The following is a 17,457-nucleotide window of genomic DNA, read 5'->3' on the forward strand; positions in this document are numbered from 1 at the left end:
GGGGTCGGGTGACCCGACAGTGTGCGGTGTCAGGCCACGAGGAATGCGATGACGAGCGCGACGACGAGTGCGACCAGGATGATCGCAGCCATCACCGCCATTGCCATCGGTGCGTACGCGAGGACCTTCTCCTGCGTCGATTCCGGGAGGTCGCCCTTGGGTCTCAAGCGGTCGAGTGCACCGGTCACCCACGACGCGGGTGAGCCGGTGTTTCCGGTCCGCGGTGTCGCGGGAATGGTCAGGGGCTGATCCATGAACGAACTGCGGGGACGTGCCTGGTCGTCGACCGGGGTCGACCGTTGCGCCCAGGAGGGAACGGTGCCGTCCTGGGACACGATGGGCCGGCCGCGGAGCACGGCTGGGTCTCCTCCGGGGCCGAGCACCACCTCGGTGAGGCGATTACGTGCCTCGGTCATGGTCGGCCGCCGTGCGGGGTCGGGTTCGAGCATGGTGAGCAGGGTGTCGGTGAGGAGTCCGGTCCTGGTGGGCGGGATGATCTCGGCGCGGGCGACACGGTGCAGTAGCGCGATCGAGTCCGCTTCGTAGCCGAACGGCGGCTGCCCCTCGATTGCGGTGTAGAGGGTGGCACCGAGGGAGAATACGTCGCTGGCTTCGGTGGGATCGGCGCCCCGCGCGACCTCGGGCGCGAAGTATGCGGGCGTGCCGATGATCACGCTGGACGGATCGTTGTCGCCTTTGGCACGGGCGATACCGAAGTCGCTGATCTTCACGACGCCTGCGGCGTTGCCGCGTTCGGCGATGAGGATGTTGCCGGGCTTGACGTCGCGATGCACGATGCCGGCCTCGTGGGCGGCTGTGAGGGCATCGGCGACGTCGGCGCCGATCTGCGCGACCACGTATGGCGGCAGGGTGTCGATCGCGTTCATGACCTGAGCGAGGCTGCGGGACGGCAGATGCTCCATGACCAGCCACGGTTCGCCGTAGTGGAGCGCGACGTCGTACATGGAGATCGCGTGCTCGTGGGTGAGCTGGGCAGCGACCCGGCCCTCGCGGAGTGCACGTCGGCGGATCTCTTCGGCGGCGGCAGGGTCGAGATCTGCGGTGGAGATCACCTGTTTGACGGCCACATTCCGTCCGAGTCGGTTGTCGCGGGCGAGCCATACGGCGCCCATGCCTCCGCCACCGAGCTTGGAATCGAGTCGATAACGCCCGGCCACCAGGTGATCCGGACCGACGACCCTTCCCTCGCGTTCCCGTTCTGCCACCTCACGAGGGTAATCGATCCGGGCGGAAGTCTCGGCGGGTCGACTGATCCAGGTGTGCGTGATCACTTGACGGCAGATGCCGGTATCGGGTCTACTGAGAGCGGTTCGAAAATACGTTCGAACTCAATTCTGGCTGGGCCACGTCTTCCCCGTGGTCGGCAGGTCGTGGACGAATGCGACTGGCGGATGACAGGGGTGCACGTGGGTGAAGATGCGGTCGGCAGTAGTGGGCAACCGAGTCGAGCGGAACGGATCGAGGCGTTGAGGCGCCGCATTTCCGCTGTTCCTGCGAAAGGGGAAGTCTCCGCGCCCGTTTCGGCACACAGTCCGGTCGAGCGGTTGCTTCCGGTGCCGGGGCCTCTCGCCGAGTTGCTTCCGCGTAGAGGATTGGTCCGCGGCACCGTGGTGTCGGTGTCGGGGTCGGCATCGTTGCTGCTGGGCATGGTGGCAGCGGTGACCGCGGCGGGTGGGCACGCCGCCGTCATCGGCCATCGGCGACTCGGGCTACTTGCGGCAGCGGAGATGGGGGCGCAGCTGAGCCGGGTGGCAGTGATCCCCGATCCAGGGCCCGACCCGGTGGAGGTCGCGGCGATACTGCTCGACGGGCTGGACCTGGTGGTGCTCGGTCTCGGAGGAATGTCGGTTCCGCCGTCGCGGACCCGCGTCGTCGCTGCTCGTGTCCGGAGTAAAGGCGCGGTCCTGGTAGTCACCGACGGCCGCTGGGACGGCGCGCAGCTGCGTCTCGAAGCGCAGGTGAGCGGTTACGAGGGGTTGACAGGCCCCGGACGGGCGCGGCTGTGCGGTACCCGATTGTCGGTGCGGGCCCTGGGGCGCGCCGTCGTTCCCCGGACCGCGCGCATCGATGTCTGTGCCGAACCCGGCGGCGTGCGGTGGGCATCCGGTGAGCGACGGCACACAGACGTCGTGTCGAATCTCGAGGTGGCCCGGTGACGAGGCGTGATCGTTCGACGTCGCGTGTCGTGGCGGTGTGGTGTCCGGACTGGCCCGCAGTAGCCGCGGCTGCCGCAGCGAACATTCCTGCCACCACGCCGAGTGCGGTGGTGTCCGCGAATCGGGTGGTCGCATGTTCGGAATCGGCCCGGGCTGCCGGTGTGGTACGAGGCTCGGTGCGTCGTGAAGCTCAAGGGAGATGCCCTGAACTTCATGTGGCACAGTATGATCCGGATCGGGATGCGCGACTCTTCGAACCGGTGGTCGCGGCGATCGATGCGGCCGCCCCCGGCGTCGAGGTATTGCGTCCGGGTCTCGTGGTTCTCGCGGCGCGCGGTGTCGTGCGATGGTTCGGATCGGAGGAGGCCGCCGCCGAACGTCTCGTCGACGAGGTCGCGTCGGTCGGAGTGGAATGCCAGGTGGGTATCGCCGACGAACTGTCCACCGCGGTGCTCGCCGCGCGTCGGGCAGTGTCGGTGCCGAGCGGAGCCGGCCCCGAGTTCCTCGCTCCGCTGCCGATCTCCCAGTTGTCGGTGGAACCGGCGCTCGCTGCTCCGGAACGAGCCGAGCTGGTGGATCTGCTTCGTAGGCTCGGGGTACGCACGATCGGCGCCTTCGCGGCGCTGTCCGTCTCCGATGTGGCGTCGAGGTTCGGTGCCGACGCAGTGGCGGCGCACCGGAGTGCACGTGGACTACCCGAACGCCCGCCGTCGGGGCGTGCGGTTCCCCCCGATCTCACCGTGGCACACGCATGCGACCCTCCTGTCGAGCGTGTGGACACGGCGGCGTTCATCGGCCGGATGCTTGCCGAACTGCTGCACACCCGCCTTGGTGCGGCCGGTGTGGCGTGCACACGGCTGCTCGTCTCTGCCCGCACCGGCAACGGAGAGGAACTGGCGAGGACGTGGCGCTGTGCCGAACCGCTGACACCCGAGGGGACCGCAGACCGAGTGCGGTGGCAACTCGACGGCTGGCTCACCGGACGCAGCGCCGACCGCCCCACCGCCGGGGTCACGATGCTGCGTCTCGAGCCCGTGGAGGTGGTGACGTCCGGCGCCTTGCAGCTGGGTCTGTGGGGCGGCGTCGGTGACGAGGACGAACGGGCACGACGGGCGCTGGCCCGGGTGCAGGGTCTGCTCGGAGGTGACGCAGTCAGAGTGGGAGCGCTCAGCGGTGGGCGCGGTCCCACCGAACGAATCACGCTCGTCCCGGTGGGGGAGGCGGCGGTACCGTCGTCGGATCCGGATGCGCCCTGGCCGGGACGGCTACCGCCACCGGCTCCGGCCTTGGTGATGCGCGTACCGCCGCCGATCGCGGTGGACGACGACGTGGGCGAGGAGGTGACGATCACCGAGCGGGGTCTGCTCAGCGGTCGGCCGGCGCAGTTGCGATGGGGAAGTCGCAGCTGGCAGGTGACAGGATGGGCGGGGCCCTGGCCGGTGGACGAATATTGGTGGGACCCCGAGGCTGCCCGCGACATCGCACGACTGCAGGTGCTGCTCGACGGGGGGCGGGCCCTGCTGATCGTCCGCGGAGCCGAGGGATGGACGGTCGAAGGCATCTACGACTGACTACCCTGTTCGGTTGTGGAGACGTCTGTGCACACCTCAACGCCGAACGGTGTTGCGATCGCCTACCGGCAATCGGAACCTCACGGAGGCGGCAGGGGGGTTCCGGTGGTGCTGGTGCACGGCATGGGCGGTGACGGACGAACCTGGGACAGGTTCACTCGGCGGCTCACTGCTGCTGGGCGCAGAGTCGTCGCAGTGGATCTGCGCGGGCACGGCCGCAGTGCTCGCGCGTCGTCGTACCGGTTCTCGGAGTTCGCCGCCGATGTCGCCGGGCTGTGTGAGCACCTGGGTTTCGACACGGTGGATCTGGTGGGCCATTCCCTCGGTGGGCACACCGGTTCGCTGGTGGCGCAGCAGCAGTCCGGATTGGTGCGACGGCTTGTTCTGGAGGAGGCGCCGTTGCCGTTGCGCGAGGGTGATCCGGTTCCCGAGATTCCTGCGCACCGGCCCACTCCCGCTGAACTGTGGCATGCCGCGACCAGTATGGTGCTCAACCCGCGGGCGGTGTTCACGTTCGACCGATCGATGACCGAGTCGGTGGTATCCGAGTTCCACACCCCGAATCCGGACTGGTGGGAACAACTTCCGTTGCTGAAGTCTCCGACGATGCTGCTGCGCGGCGTGCGACGCGGAAGCATGGTCGACCCGCGCCTGCTCACCGACGCGCTGTCGCTGCTTCCGGACGGTGTGGTGCGGGAGATTCCGTGCGGACACAGTATCCATCGCGATCGGTCGGGAGAATTCGCGGCAACGGTGCTGCCCTTTCTCGCCGACTGACCATCCGGGTGTGTCGGTCTGCTCATTCGGTGGTGCTGTCGAGGGCGGTCGGCCAGCCCGGGGTGAAGGGCTCGACCTCTGGCGCGGTGGTGAGGACGTCACCAGGGAAGGTGAGAGGTTCGGACCGTTGGAACACGTCTGTGCAGTAGTCGACCAACTGTCGGTCGATCGGATTGCGGGTATCGAAGAACCAGTCGTCGAAATCGACAGATTGTTCGATGGTCCACCCTTTCAGCACATTCCAATTCGGATGGGCAGTTCTCGCATTGAAATCGAGTATGGGTACGGCGTTCGAAGGGGCGGTTCGGGTTACCGCGATAACCACTACGCTGCTGCCCGGATCTCGCACGGTCCATGTATTGTTCGTGGGTTCGGCAGTACCCGAACGATCTTCGCAAAAGACGGCGCGGGTCGTGTCGCGCCCCATCCGGTCGGTGAGCGTCCTGACGTCGATGACATGGTTCCGGATCGTGCCGGTTCGGGGGAATGCCTGCGTAGTCTCAGGCACATTGTACGGCGCGGTGTCGATGAAGCCGGGATATGTGGAATAGGTGCTTCCTGAGCTGTAGTAGAAGTCCTCCGACTCCTGGAACGCGCGGACGGCCTGGATCTCAGGGGATTCCAAACTGAATCCGGGGTCGGCGGTCCATCGATGCGCGAGGCTCTGTGCCTCGGAAATTGCAGAGTCGGGGGGGTTCGGGGGAATCCCTGGAGGGGGTTTGACCGGGGCGCATCCCACACAAAGGAGGACGGCGCAGGTAAACACATTTCTCACGATCCGAGTCATGTGGAAATTACCGGACGAAGTTCACGGTGGGCGCAACATCGCGGTAGCTGATGAAATATTCCTCATTGTAATTGTCCGAATAGTCGGTGCCGTATTCGGCAGTCAGTGCCGTTGTGATCATCTTCCGAACTTCCTGAGCGGGGTGACTGAGAGGATCGGTATATTCTCTCGCCTGTGTTCCGTCGACAGGAAGGATCCCCACTGCGGTGAGATTCTCGACTGCGGACGGATGTGAAGGACTTCCATCTGTTTCGACGAGATAGCGCGCAATCCTCATATCGTTCTCCGCGGATATCGTCGAGTCGTTCAGTGTGAATGCACTGTTCTCTGTGGGGGTTTCGGGAATCGTGAAGTGGTCCCGCACCATCGGACTCAGCATGTCCATCGCCAGGCCGGCTGTAAAGTTCGCGGGAACGAACGATGCGATCGTGTTGCGCATCATCGTGTAGCCGGTGTCGTATGCCTGAGTGCGGCGTTCCGCGACGAGGTTCTGGATGTTCTCTTGGTCGCGGGTCTGTTCGAGGGCAGCATTGTAGATGCCGGTGTCGATCAGAGCCTGGATGTGGGCGGTGTTCCCGGCCGCGGCGGTGTTCGGTGAAACGATGCCGTACTTGTCGGGTTCGACGAGGCTGCGCACGAACTCCCGGTCGTATGCCTCCTGGAACGTCAACGCACCACCCATGAACGTCGTGTTCGCATCGGCTCCGGTCGACATCAGTGCGAAGACGCGCTGTGCGTGGTCGAACCGCTTGTCTCCGTCGTCACTGGATTCGACCGCGCGCAAGGTCCATTCGCTGCTGTCCGTATCGATCCCGGCGAGATGCGGAATGTAGCCGACAAGACCGCTGCTCATGGCGTGAAGCAGGGCCGGGTTCGTCTCGCCCAGATCGGACGTGTCGGAACCGTGGACATCCATGAGCCGCTCGTAATTCTCGGCGTGCGAGATGTACTGTGCCAGTCCGAGCGCGGCACGGTCGGCCTGGTCTCGCCGTGCGACCGCGTCGGCGTCATCCGGGTCGGTGGCACCGATGGACCCATCCGTCATCCACGATGTCATCCGGCCGAGTGCCGCGCCGTCGTCCTCCCAGTCGTGGGTGAACAACGGGGTCAGGATGCCATCGCGTTGCGTGTCGGCGGTGCCGTCGCCGTCGAGGTCCCCGGTGAGGATACGTGTGTTGACCTCATTGTTGCGGGTGGCCACATCGAGCAGGGGTTCGCCGAGGCCGGCCGGCACTGATCGTGCCGTGGACGCGAAGGGAGTGTGGTCCGACGCATCGAACAGACCCACCTGTGTGGAGGACGCCTGGACGAGTTCGACGCCGAGGCGTGATCCGGGTACCGCCTCCGACGCCGCGACGGCCGCCCAGAAATCGTTCTGCTGCGTCACCCGTCGGACATAGGTGCCGTCGGGGTCCAGAAGGTGTTCGGCGTGTGCGGCCGCGGCGGCACCGGGTACGGATTCGAGTCGTTCGCGTTCGAACGGCGACACGGATTCGAGGAACTCGCCGAGTGTCGCGGCGGCGGGTGTCGATGGTCCGAGCTGGGTCAGCGCTCGCACATCCTCCGGGAGTCGCTCCCAGTCGCCTTGTGCGCCGCCCGCGTCGAAGACCTGCTCGTGCGACACGATCAGAACACCCGAGCTCAAGGCTTCAGCGGCGGCCACCGCCTGCGGCCCACCGTCATCCATGAGGGCGCGATTGAGGGCCAGGAATCCGTCGACACCACCCTCGCGATACAGGTCTTCGAGGTACTGGACCGCTCCAGCAGGGAGTGTGCGGATATCCTTCCCTGCCGCAAGGTCGGCGAGGGCCGAAGGGTCGAGTCCCGCGGCCGTCAGATTGGACAACAGGCGGCCGACCTCCTCGTCCGTGAGCTCGCCGTCGTCGAACATCTTCCAATCGTGCGCCGCTTCGTCCGGTGAGAATGTGGCAGCTCGTGGTGTCACGTCTATCAGTTCGGAGACCGCCTGAACGATCAGCGCGGCGTAGTGGTCGTCGATCTCTTCGAGACCGACGAGGTGGGTGCGGATCGCGTCGGAGTGCTCTGCGGCGGTGCGCTCACCGGGCTCCGGATCGGCACCCTTTCCGGTGACCACACCGGAGTCGTCGACAGTGAAACCGGCACGTTCGGCATCGGCGATCGCGTTGTGGACGGTGCGGAGCATCCATGACAGCGACTCTTCTGCTCTGCGGACCAGCGCGGCCAGTGCTTCGAATTCCCCGATCACGATGCCGATGTACCGCTGTTCGCGGTCGAGGTGGTGTTCGCATGCCTCGGCTGCCCGACCCTCCCAGTGGTGCCAGAGCGTCGACGCCGATCCGGAGAGTCGGGTGCGGGCGGTGTCGAGGCCGGTGGCCGCGTCGTCGACGGCGTTCGCGCAGTCGGTGAGCACGGAAGGGGCCCAGTGCCGGACATGCCCGATCTGTGGGATCACTCCGGAACGGCCGCGGCGAGTTCCGCGGCCAAGTATGCGTCGGTGTGCTCGTAATCTGCACCGACGCGATCGAGGGTATCGGCCAACGACCACGCGCGGTCGGCGATCAGCGAGATCGCGCGCCGCATCGCCGCCTCGGCCGAACCGAGCGCCGTCACGACGGCCGCGCCACCGGTGAATCCGTCGGCCGCTCCCGCGACGACTCTGCGTGTGTCGATGCCGCTGACAGCCTCCGCATTCGAATCGAAAGATTGAGATACCACACGCATCTCGTCGATGTCGGCTCTGATGGTGTCGTCCATCGTCCCCCCCGGGCCGTTGATAGTGCGAACACGATAGCGCACGTCCTCCGCCGGTCTTTCATGAGACGGTCCCTCGCGGCCATTTCTTCGGGCTCTCGCCTCGGACTGGACTGGCATACGATCGGGTCATGCCCTTGTCTTCGCCCGACCGGAAGCTTCTCGCGACCTCCGCTCTGTTCGTCGTCTCGCAGGCGAACATTGCCCGTGTCCTCGGTTCCACCGCACTGACCGTCGGCACGGTGCAGACGACGTTCTCGGCGTCGAAGTACCGGAAGATCCTCGACAATCTCGGACCCGCCGAGCTCTCCCGCTATCGGGAGCACTACTACTGGGACATGTTCCACCCACTGACCTTCGCGGTGGCATTGCGAGCCGGTGCGCGCGCACTCGACGCGCATCGGCCGCTGTCGCCGGTCGTGCGCAGAATCCTGCTCACCGCACCCGTGATCGCCGCGGCGGGCGACTACGCGGAGAACGCCACCGGCCTGTACCTGCTCGACCACCGCGACAAGATCACCGACGACACGGTGCGCGCCGCATCCACGATCAGCGTCACCAAGTGGGCGCTCGCCGTCGGCTGCCTCGCCTATCTGTCCCAGGGCTTCCTCCGGATGTGGACGCAGGCGGGGGTCAGACGACTGCGGCGCAAGCGCTGACACCGTCGCTGGCCGACTTTCTTCGAGGCTCCGGCCGAGACACAATGGCGACGTGACCACCGCTGCACCCACCTGCTCGGCGCTGTCCGCCGTCGACGAACCGCTGCCCGGCACCACCGCGACAGCCCCCGGATATGTATGCCTGGAGTTCCCGTCTGCCTGGGGCCGCGACGTACTCGACGGCACCGCGCTCGGCGCGGAGTTGTCGAGTGAACTCTCGGCCCGCGCGGATGCGGCGGGGGTGCGGATCATGCTCATCCGGCGTCCGGGCCGCGACCTTCCACGCCCGGTGAAGACCGTGCTCCTCGCGCGAACCGAGCCGGGCAACGTGTGGTGTGAACGCCTCGAGATCACCGACCCGGCGGAGCTGCTCGACATCGTGACGCCCGTGGTGGCCGGAGCCCCTCCGGGCCTGGGGGAGGCGGTCTCCGGCCCGACCGTGCTCGTCTGCGCGCACGGCAAGCGCGACCGGTGTTGTGCCGTCCTCGGGCGCCCGATCGCGGCGGCGCTACAGGCGGAACTCACCCTCGGTAGCAGCGAGAACCATGCCTCGGACTCGGTGTGGGAGTGCTCGCACACCGGAGGGCACCGGTTCGCGCCGTCGATGATCGTGCTGCCCACTGGATACTCGTATGGTCGCCTCGACGCGGCGCAGAGCGTCGAGGCGGTGCGCGCGGCGGTACGCGGTGAGGTCTATGTACCCGGCGCGCGTGGCCGCAGCACATGGGGAGCGGCGGGCCAGGTTGCCGAACTCGCGGTCCGTGACGTTGTCGGAGACCACTCGATGGATGCCTTCACCGTCGATGAGACCGGCACGGAGCCGCTGGTACGACACCGCGACGGTCGGGCCTGGAGGGTCGATGTCGAGACCCGGGAGCTTGCCGCGCGGCCCGTGAGTTGTGGAGCCGCGCCCAAACCCGTGCGTCCGGTGGTCGCCACGAAAGTAACTGCCCTGTAACTCTATCGAGAGGGTGACTCGGCGGCCAGTGTCGCGACACCGTCGAGGATCCGGTCGAGACCGAACGAGAATGCGTCGTCGCGTCGCGCCCTGCCGGCGGGATCCGCGAACGCCGCCGCGGTTTCGGGGAACCGGTCGCTGTGGGTGGCGAGCACGGGTCCGATAAGTTCGGCGAGTTCGGCCTCGGGCCGGTCGCTACCCGATCTCTGCTGCGCGCTTCCACGTACGTGGAAGGTGAGCATGGCGAGGACGTCGAGACGTTGCGATCCGTCCAGCGGTGTTTCCCGCAATGCCAGGAGTCCTTCTTCGAACCAGGCGAGTTCGTGTGGACCGGGGATGCGCGTGCCGACGGTGATCTCGAGCGACCACTGGTGGGCGCTCATACGCTGGTGTAGCGCGATCGCCCACCCGCGGAGTCGGTCGCGCCATGAGCCGGATCGAAGCGCGGGCGGGTTGCCGAGGGCGTGGTCGAGGGCGAGTGCGACGAGTTCGGTCTTGCCCGGTACGTACCGGTACAGGCTCATCTTCGCGACGCCGAGTGCGTCGGCGACCCGCTGCATCGTGACGGCATCGATCCCGTCGGTGTCGGCGGTCGCGGCTGCGGCGGAGACGAGCTCGTCGCGGGTCAGGCGGGGTTTCGGGCCGCGTTTGGCGCGCGGAGGGTCGGGCCAGAGGGTCTCTGCCAGGGACGCCGCGCTCCCCGGCTCGGGCGTTGCCTCGGACATGTTCCTCCCGTCGAGCCTTGAAACTGCGTCTACCGTACGCTATTTTTAAAAGCGTCTATAAGACGCAATTAAGGAGTGTCATGTCCTCACACAAGGTGCTGATCTCCGGAGCGAGCATCGCCGGACCCGCGCTGGCGACCACACGGCCGCATTCGCCGCATACGACCAGCGGATGCGGTCACTGACCGCGGTGGCGCGTCGCGGTAGTGCCGGCCCGTTCCTGGCTCCTCCCTCGCAGCTGCGGATTCGCCTGCGCGACCTCACCTTCGCCAACCGGACGCTCTTCCGCACGATGATGCGCATGACCGATCTGTTCGCCACCGACGACAGCGTGCCCGACTACGCACTGCAGTGACCGGAGCGCGCAGGCTCCGGCCTTCAGGCCGGTGATAGCGCATCAGGTTTGTCAGTGACCGAGCCCGACCTTCTCGTGGAGCTTCTTCATCCACTGCGGAGCCCACCAGTTGGCCTCACCCATGAGTTTGATCAGCGATGGAACCAGCAGCATCCGCACGACGGTCGCATCGATGACCAGGGCAATGATCATGCCGACCCCGAGGAACTTCATGATCGACAATCCCGAGATGGTGAACGCGCCGGTCACCACGATCAGCAGTAACGCCGCGGAGGTGACCACACGCCCGGTGCGCGCGATGCCGTACTCGACGGCTTCGACTGTCGTCGCTCCGGCCGCGCGCGCTTCGACCATGCGCGAGATCAGGAACACCTCGTAGTCGGTGGACAGGCCGAACACCACCGCGAGGATCAGCACGACGAATGTCGGCTCCAGTTCGCTGGGTACCACACCGAGCAGTGCCGCTCCGTGCCCGAGTTGGAACACCCAGGTGAGCACGCCGAAGGTCGCGGCGAGACTCAAGCCCGCCATCAGCACCGCCTTGATCGGCAGCACCACCGACCCGAACGCGAGGAACAGCAGGATCAGGGTCGAGACCACCATGATCAGGACCATCCACGGCAGTGCGTCGGAGACCGCGGTATTGGCATCGTCGACCAGTGCCCGGCTCCCGCCGACGAGAAGTTCCGTACCGTCCGGGACGGGGATCGACCGCAGTTCGTCGGTGATCTCGCTGGCTCGGTCGGTGCCGTCCACGCCGTGTCCGTAGACGGCCTGCACCACGGCGACGTCGTCCTGCTGTCCGACGGTGACAACCTGGGAGATCCCTTCGATACCGGCGACTTCACGCGACACCGCACGGATGGCATCGGGGTCGGCGACCTGACCGCCCTCGTCACGCAGGACGAGCGTCGGCCCGTTACCGCTGCTCGGGAAGTCGTCGAGGAGCGTCTGGGTGGCTGCGCGCGCGGCACTGTCCTCGGGCAACGCGGTGTATTCGACCTCCCCGAACTGTGCCTGGAAGACCGGGGTGGCGAGCAACAGCAGGCCCGCGGTGATGGTGATCGCAATGAGGGCAGGCCGCTTCATGACCTTGCGTACGACACCGCCCCAGAACTTGCGCGCACGGGCCTCGCTGCGCGTCGAGGCCTCCCGATCCCAGGTCCACGCGTTGATGCGGTGCCCGAGGAGCGCCAATACGGCCGGCACCGCGGTCAGCGACAGAACGGCCGCGCTGAACACCGAGGCCATCGCTCCGAGGCCGAGCGACCGCAGCACCGCCTGCGGGAACACGAGCATGCCCGCGAACGCGCAGATGAGCAGAGCCGCCGAGAACATCACGGTGCGACCCGCAGTCAGCATCGTTCGTTTCGTCGCCGCGGCCGGGTCCGATCCCGATGCGAGTTCCTCGCGGTAGCGGCTGACGATGAACAGGCCGTAGTCGATCGCCAGACCCAGACCGATCAGCGACGTGATGTTGAGCGCGTACGACGACACCTCGGTGACCGTCGACAGCAGGCGCAGCGTCGCGAGGGAAGAGAAGATGGCCAGCACACCGACGAAGACCGGGACGGCCGCGGCTACCACTCCGCCGAAGATGAAGACGAGCAGGACGAGAGTCACCGGGATGGCAATGGCCTCGGCCTTGATGAGATCTCGTTCGAGGGTGTGGGTGAATTCGATGGAGACGACTGTGTTGCCTGCGAACTGCGACTCGACCCCGGGCACCTCGAGCGCGTCGAGGGCCGACTGGAAGTCGGCCGCCGTCACCCCCGAGTTCGTGCCGAGCGTGATGGTTGCCCCCACACTGCGTTGATCTGTCGAGAGCAACAGTTGATTCGTCGGTGGTGGCGCCGTCCAGTAGGTCGTGATGGCCTCGGACGGGTACTGCTCGTCGAAGGCAGCGAGTGTCTGCTCGATGTCGGGCCGGATGTCGTCGACGGTGCTGCCCTCGGGTGCGGTGTACATCGCGACGATGTCCGCAGTCTGCGACCCGAACGTGTCGTAGATGATCTGTTGGGCCTGCATGGCTTCGCTGTCGGCGACGTAGTAGCCGGAACTCGACAGCTTGCCGAACACACCCACGCCCCAGACGCCGGCGGCGAGTACCACGAGCAGGACGGCGGCGAGGACCCACCGGCTTCTCGTGACGACGATCTCGGCCCAACGGTTCATTCGTACTCCCGGTTCGCTCGGTGCTGCCGAACGGCAACTGTAATCGCGAGCGGAACCGGGGTAGTCCTCGGTAGGGGCGGGAAGAAGGCGGACCGACGCGCCGGATGCCTCACGGCACGGGGCGCAACGTGGTTCCAGCCGGACGGTATTCCACGAAGGCAATTCACATTGGCTCCGGGGCGTACGCGACGCGTCGATCCGAATGGGTCAACGCGGTCGCACGAGGATCTATTCCGTGCGCCGAGTCATGTGACGAGGCACAAATCTTACTACCCGGTGTGCCCCTCGCCGCTGTGAGCCGAGTGGGCGGACAGAACGCCCACCTGATCGACTTCCTCGGCGCCGACGACCACGAACTGGCCCATCATGCCGTCGTCCTCGTGCCGGAGCAGATGGCAGTGATACATGTACGGAACAGTGGGGTCGGTGTGGTCGTCGAACCGCATGAGCAATCGCACCGTTGCCCCGGGCGGCACATAGACCGTGTCCTTCCGGCCTGCCAGTGTCGGGTGGTCCGCAGGCATGCCGGTCGCGTCGAGTACCTGGAACTGCACGTCGTGGATGTGGAAGTTGTGCACCATCCCGCTGACGTTGCTGACCTCCCACAACTCGGTAGTACCGACGACGACGACTTCGTCGATGCGGTTCATGTCCATTTCGAGGTTGTTGATCTCGGTGCTGCTGGTGAGGTCGAAGGTCCGGGTGACTGTGGGTTCGCCGAGATCCTCCAGCGTCGTCAGACGGTCCGGGACCGATTCGTTGGGTTCGAGAGAAGCCGCAGCGCGCAGCTCGAGGACGTCGAGGCTGTCGTCGCCGCCCGAGAAACGGGACTGCCAGAAGTCGGCACGCAGATCAGGTGGGGTGCTGCGAAGTACGTTGCGGGTGCCCGCCGGTGCCTCGACGACGATCTCCGCACGCTCTCCGGGAGAGAGCTGGAGGTTGCGGAGGGTCGCGGGCGCTTCCAGTAGTCCTCCGTCGGTACCGATCAGGCGGAACGGCAGACCGGTGTCGAACGAGAAGTTGTAGATGCGCGCGTTCGACGCGTTGAGCAGGCGTAGGCGGACACGTTCGGTGGTCACGTCCAGGACCGGGCCGGGGGTTCCGTTGACGAGGATTTCGTCGCCGAGTGTCCCTACGTTGGAGAATATGGAGTCACCCTCGTCGAGTTGCGTTCCGTCGAATTTCTTGTCTTGCACGATGACCGGGATGTCGTCGACGCCGTAGTCGTCGGGGAGTGCGGGACCGTCCGGTTCGTCGAGCAGGAACATGCCTGCGAGCCCGCGGTACACATGCGATGCGGTGGAGCCGTGCAGGTGCGGGTGGTACCAGAGCGTGGCGGCGGGCTGGTCGATCGTCCAGTGTGGCGACCATGTGGTGCCGGGCTCGACGGTCTGGTGCGGGCCACCATCCATCGCGGCGGGAAGGTGCATTCCGTGCCAGTGCAGTGTGCTCGTCTCGCCGACCTCGTTCGTCACGTTCACCCGGACGTTCTCGCCGCGTGTCGCCCTCAGCGTCGGTCCGAGATAGTCACCGTTCACGCCCCACGTTTCCGTGTCCGGGCCGTGTCCGAGGTCGCTGGTGCCGCGCTGCAACGTCAGGTCGAACACACGGGTGCCGTCTTCGGCGACCGTGCTCTCCGCGAGTGGTGGAATGTGCAGCGGCCGGTCGAAGGTCACCTCGCCCGTCGTGTCGATCTCGGTTGTATTCCAGAAGTAGAGTCCGGCACCTGCCACGCCGAGAATCAGCGTCGCGCCGACGGCGAACAGGGTCGCCACGATCCGCCCGAGTAATTTCACATGTTGAATCCTGGTCGTCGGCCGGTGCGTACACATCCGGTGTGGAACCTGATTTCCTGATGGGGGAGAACCACTACTCGGGGAACGGCCGACAGGTAACGAACGGCCCCAGCCACCGCTGCCAAGGCACACGGGTGCCCTGGTAGCGGTGACTGTCGCTGATCGGATTGTGGGTCAGACGACCAGGTCCGGCCGGTTTCCCGGTATCGGGGTGCGGAACAGGTCCACACTCGTGCGCGTCTGCCCAGGCAGGGGGTGTCGAGCATCCGGGGAAACTGCATCCGCCGTCGCGGACCGCCAACGCGCGGCGTTGCGCGACCGTTGCGGTCCGGTGCGTCCGCCCGTGCGCCAGGGGCAAGCCGTGTTCGTCGCGGCGGTGAGCCAGTGTTCGTCGCGGCGGTGAGCCAGTGTGCGGGGCTGCGGTAGCTGTGGACTCGAGACTTGCTGTTCGCGCGGGTCGGGGAGCCACTAATCTCGATCCATGCGCATTCATCTCGGACCCGGGCAAGACGATCACCTCGCGGCCGCGATCGCCGACGGCGGGGGAACGCTCGCCGAACTCGACGTCGCGGACGCTCTCGTGTGGGACGGCGGTCCCGACGAGTTCCCGCGAGACCTGCCCGACCGCATCCGCTGGGTTCAGCTCACCTACGCGGGTATCGAGCCGTTCTTTCGGGCGGGGTTGATCGACGATCGGCGTATGTGGGCGAATGCGTCCGGAGTGTACGCCGACAATGTCGCCGAGTATGCCGTTGCGGGCCTGCTCGTAGGGCTTCGGCAATTCCACACGTCGCTGGCTGCGAAGAGCTGGCGTAAGGACGATATCGACCCCCGGGTGCGGACCCTCCATGGGTCGACAGTGGCGATCGTGGGGGCCGGGGGGATCGGCCGGGCCATGATCCCGCGGCTGCACGCCCTCGGCGTCGACGTGGTGGCCGTCAACCGCTCAGGTCGCACGGTCGATGGAGCGAAGGTGACGTTGCCGTCGAGTCGCACCGCCGAAGTATGGTCGATGGCAGATCATTTCGTGATCGCGGCCCCCGCAACCGGGGAAACAGACCAGCTCGTCGACGCTGCTGTGCTCGAGGCGATGCCGGACACCGCGTGGCTCGTCAACGTGGCACGGGGCAACCTCGTCGACACCGACGCGCTCGTCGACGCAATGCGAGCGGGGAAGATCGCCGGTGCCGTGCTCGACGTGACCGATCCCGAGCCTCTGCCGGGCGGCCACCCGCTGTGGGATCTCGACAACGTGGTGATCACGCCGCACATCGCCAACACCCGCAGCGGTCTGCCGGCCGCATTCGCGCCGACCCTGCGCGAGAACGTCCGACGCTTCATCGGGGGAGAAGAACTCCTCGCGCGCGTGGAGCCGAGCGCGGGGTACTGAGACGGCACTGCACTGTCGCAACGGCACTGCACTGTCGCAACGGCACTGCACTGTCGCAACGGCACTGCACTGTCGCACCCTGTTCCTACACTGCCAGCCGTGATCACGGATTCTTCGGCGCAAGCCCGGTCGTTCACGGCCGGGACAGCCGATCTGTCGATCCTTTGTCGGTGGGTGCTTGTACGGTGCGGGTGTGCAACTCAGATACCAGTACCGCGTGTATCCGACGCCCGGTCAGCAGGACATGCTGGCCCGCTCGTTCGGATGCGCACGGGTGGTGTTCAACGATGCGCTGCGCGCCCGGCAGGACGCGTATGCGGCCGGGGTGAAACTCTCGGACACCGACGTGCAGAAACGGGTGGTCACCGCAGCGAAGAACACTCCGCAGCGGGTGTGGCTGTCCGAGGTGGCGTCAGTGGTGCTGGTCCAAGCCTGCCAGGACGCGCGTCGCGCCTACCGGAACTGGTTCGAGTCGCTGTCCGGGAAGCGGAAGGGCCGCAGGGTCGGGGCTCCGCGGTTCCGGTCCCGCAAGGACCATCGGCAGTCGATCCGGCTGACCCGCAACGGGTTCTCGCTGCGCCCGAACCGGACGCTGTATATCGCGAAGGTCGGCGAGCTGAAGGTCGCCTGGTCGCGGGAGTTGCCGTCGGAGCCCTCGTCGGTGTCGATCATCAAGGATGCGGCGGGCCGGTATTTTGCGTCGTTTGTGGTGGAGACCACCGATGTGCCGTTGCCGGAGTGCGATGCGGAGGTGGGGATCGACCTCGGGCTCACGACGTTCGCGGTGCTTTCGGACGGGAAGGTGATCGAGTCTCCGAGGTTCTTCCGCCGCGCCGAACGCAGGCTCCGCAAGGCGCAGCAAAGCCTGTCCCGAAAGGAGAAGGGCAGCAAGAACCGGGCCAAAGCCCGAATCAGGGTTGCCAAGGCGCACGCGAGGGTGGCCGATGCCCGCGCCGATTGGGCGCACACGCACTCCACGGCGATCATCCGCGAGAACCAAGCGGTGTATGTCGAGGATTTGTGTGTCACCGGGTTGGCGCGGACGCGGTTGGCGAAGTCGGTGCACGATGCCGGGTGGGGTGTGTTCATCCGGTTGTTGGAGGAGAAAGCTGCCCGGTATGGGCGGACGTTCGTGAAGGTGGATCGGTGGTTTCCGTCGTCGCAACTGTGTTCGGTGTGTGGGGTGCTCGATGGGCCGAAGCCGCTGTCGGTGCGCCGGTGGCAGTGCGCGGCGTGCGGTGTGGTCCACGATCGCGATCGCAATGCTGCACGAAATATCCTCGCCGCTGGACGGGCGGAGAGGCGAAACGCCTGCGGAGGGACCGTAAATCCTGCCGCCTAGCGGAAGGTAGGT

At 66.4% G+C, this 17,457-nt stretch carries 15 protein-coding genes; 8 read left to right on the forward strand and 7 right to left on the reverse strand.

What is annotated here, in order from left to right:
* Positions 1 to 29: 29 nt before the first annotated feature.
* The gene (locus ACZI8W_RS13280; RefSeq protein ID WP_463368956.1) at positions 30 to 1,226 is read right to left on the reverse strand and encodes a serine/threonine-protein kinase; all 1,197 of its coding nucleotides are present in this window, start codon (positions 1,224 to 1,226) and stop codon (positions 30 to 32) included.
* 186 nt (positions 1,227 to 1,412) lie between these two features.
* On the opposite strand from ACZI8W_RS13280, the gene ACZI8W_RS13285 reads away from it, so the two are divergent.
* The 3 genes from ACZI8W_RS13285 to ACZI8W_RS13295 are packed head-to-tail and all read left to right on the forward strand — an operon-like array spanning position 1,413 to position 4,525.
* Complete coding sequence (locus tag ACZI8W_RS13285; protein WP_463368957.1) at positions 1,413 to 2,177, forward strand: hypothetical protein; 765 nt, start codon at positions 1,413 to 1,415, stop codon at positions 2,175 to 2,177.
* Positions 2,174 to 3,748, forward strand: coding sequence for a DNA polymerase Y family protein (locus ACZI8W_RS13290; protein WP_463368958.1), 1,575 nt, complete (start codon positions 2,174 to 2,176; stop codon positions 3,746 to 3,748). Before ACZI8W_RS13285 ends, ACZI8W_RS13290 begins: the two co-directional genes overlap by 4 nt.
* Positions 3,749 to 3,763: 15 nt before the next feature.
* Positions 3,764 to 4,525, forward strand: a complete 762-nt coding sequence (locus ACZI8W_RS13295) for an alpha/beta fold hydrolase (RefSeq protein WP_463368959.1) — start codon at positions 3,764 to 3,766, stop codon at positions 4,523 to 4,525.
* A gap of 22 nt (positions 4,526 to 4,547) precedes the next feature.
* On the opposite strand, the gene ACZI8W_RS13300 is transcribed toward ACZI8W_RS13295, so the two are convergent.
* The 3 genes from ACZI8W_RS13300 to ACZI8W_RS13310 all read right to left on the reverse strand — a co-directional run bounded on the left by ACZI8W_RS13300 (position 4,548) and on the right by ACZI8W_RS13310 (position 8,048).
* Entirely contained in the window at positions 4,548 to 5,150 is a 603-nt protein-coding gene (locus tag ACZI8W_RS13300) for a hypothetical protein (RefSeq protein WP_463368960.1), read from the reverse strand.
* A 169-nt stretch (positions 5,151 to 5,319) separates the two neighbouring features.
* Positions 5,320 to 7,746 carry a TPR repeat domain-containing protein gene (locus tag ACZI8W_RS13305; protein ID WP_463368961.1) on the reverse strand — a complete coding sequence of 809 codons (2,427 nt, stop codon included), beginning with the start codon at positions 7,744 to 7,746 and terminating at the stop codon, positions 5,320 to 5,322.
* The gene (locus tag ACZI8W_RS13310; protein ID WP_463368962.1) at positions 7,743 to 8,048 is read right to left on the reverse strand and encodes a hypothetical protein; all 306 of its coding nucleotides are present in this window, start codon (positions 8,046 to 8,048) and stop codon (positions 7,743 to 7,745) included. Before ACZI8W_RS13310 ends, ACZI8W_RS13305 begins: the two co-directional genes overlap by 4 nt.
* A gap of 128 nt (positions 8,049 to 8,176) precedes the next feature.
* Between ACZI8W_RS13310 and ACZI8W_RS13315 the strand changes: the two genes are divergently transcribed.
* Both ACZI8W_RS13315 and ACZI8W_RS13320 read left to right on the forward strand, forming a co-directional pair.
* Positions 8,177 to 8,704 carry a hypothetical protein gene (locus ACZI8W_RS13315; protein ID WP_463368963.1) on the forward strand — a complete coding sequence of 176 codons (528 nt, stop codon included), beginning with the start codon at positions 8,177 to 8,179 and terminating at the stop codon, positions 8,702 to 8,704.
* A 52-nt stretch (positions 8,705 to 8,756) separates the two neighbouring features.
* A complete protein-coding gene (locus ACZI8W_RS13320; protein WP_463368964.1) occupies positions 8,757 to 9,662 on the forward strand; it encodes a ferredoxin family protein in 906 nt (301 codons plus the stop codon).
* Between the two features lie 2 nt (positions 9,663 to 9,664).
* Here ACZI8W_RS13320 and ACZI8W_RS13325 read toward each other — a convergent pair whose 3' ends face one another.
* Positions 9,665 to 10,387 carry a TetR/AcrR family transcriptional regulator gene (locus tag ACZI8W_RS13325; protein WP_463368965.1) on the reverse strand — a complete coding sequence of 241 codons (723 nt, stop codon included), beginning with the start codon at positions 10,385 to 10,387 and terminating at the stop codon, positions 9,665 to 9,667.
* Between the two features lie 172 nt (positions 10,388 to 10,559).
* Between ACZI8W_RS13325 and ACZI8W_RS13330 the strand changes: the two genes are divergently transcribed.
* Entirely contained in the window at positions 10,560 to 10,742 is a 183-nt protein-coding gene (locus ACZI8W_RS13330; protein WP_463368966.1) for a hypothetical protein, read from the forward strand.
* 51 nt (positions 10,743 to 10,793) lie between these two features.
* Here the strand turns inward: ACZI8W_RS13330 and ACZI8W_RS13335 are convergent, their stop codons facing one another.
* On the reverse strand, positions 10,794 to 12,917 hold the full coding sequence (locus ACZI8W_RS13335) for an MMPL family transporter (protein ID WP_463368967.1): 2,124 nt from the start codon (positions 12,915 to 12,917) through the stop codon (positions 10,794 to 10,796).
* Positions 12,918 to 13,186: 269 nt separating this feature from the next.
* Complete coding sequence (locus tag ACZI8W_RS13340) at positions 13,187 to 14,749, reverse strand: multicopper oxidase family protein (protein WP_463368968.1); 1,563 nt, start codon at positions 14,747 to 14,749, stop codon at positions 13,187 to 13,189.
* A 445-nt stretch (positions 14,750 to 15,194) separates the two neighbouring features.
* Between ACZI8W_RS13340 and ACZI8W_RS13345 the strand changes: the two genes are divergently transcribed.
* Positions 15,195 to 16,103 carry a D-isomer specific 2-hydroxyacid dehydrogenase family protein gene (locus ACZI8W_RS13345; RefSeq protein WP_463368969.1) on the forward strand — a complete coding sequence of 303 codons (909 nt, stop codon included), beginning with the start codon at positions 15,195 to 15,197 and terminating at the stop codon, positions 16,101 to 16,103.
* A 193-nt stretch (positions 16,104 to 16,296) separates the two neighbouring features.
* Complete coding sequence (locus tag ACZI8W_RS13350) at positions 16,297 to 17,445, forward strand: RNA-guided endonuclease InsQ/TnpB family protein (RefSeq protein WP_463368970.1); 1,149 nt, start codon at positions 16,297 to 16,299, stop codon at positions 17,443 to 17,445.
* The last annotated feature ends 12 nt before the right edge of the window (positions 17,446 to 17,457 follow it).

This window comes from Rhodococcus ruitaii (assembly GCF_055230935.1).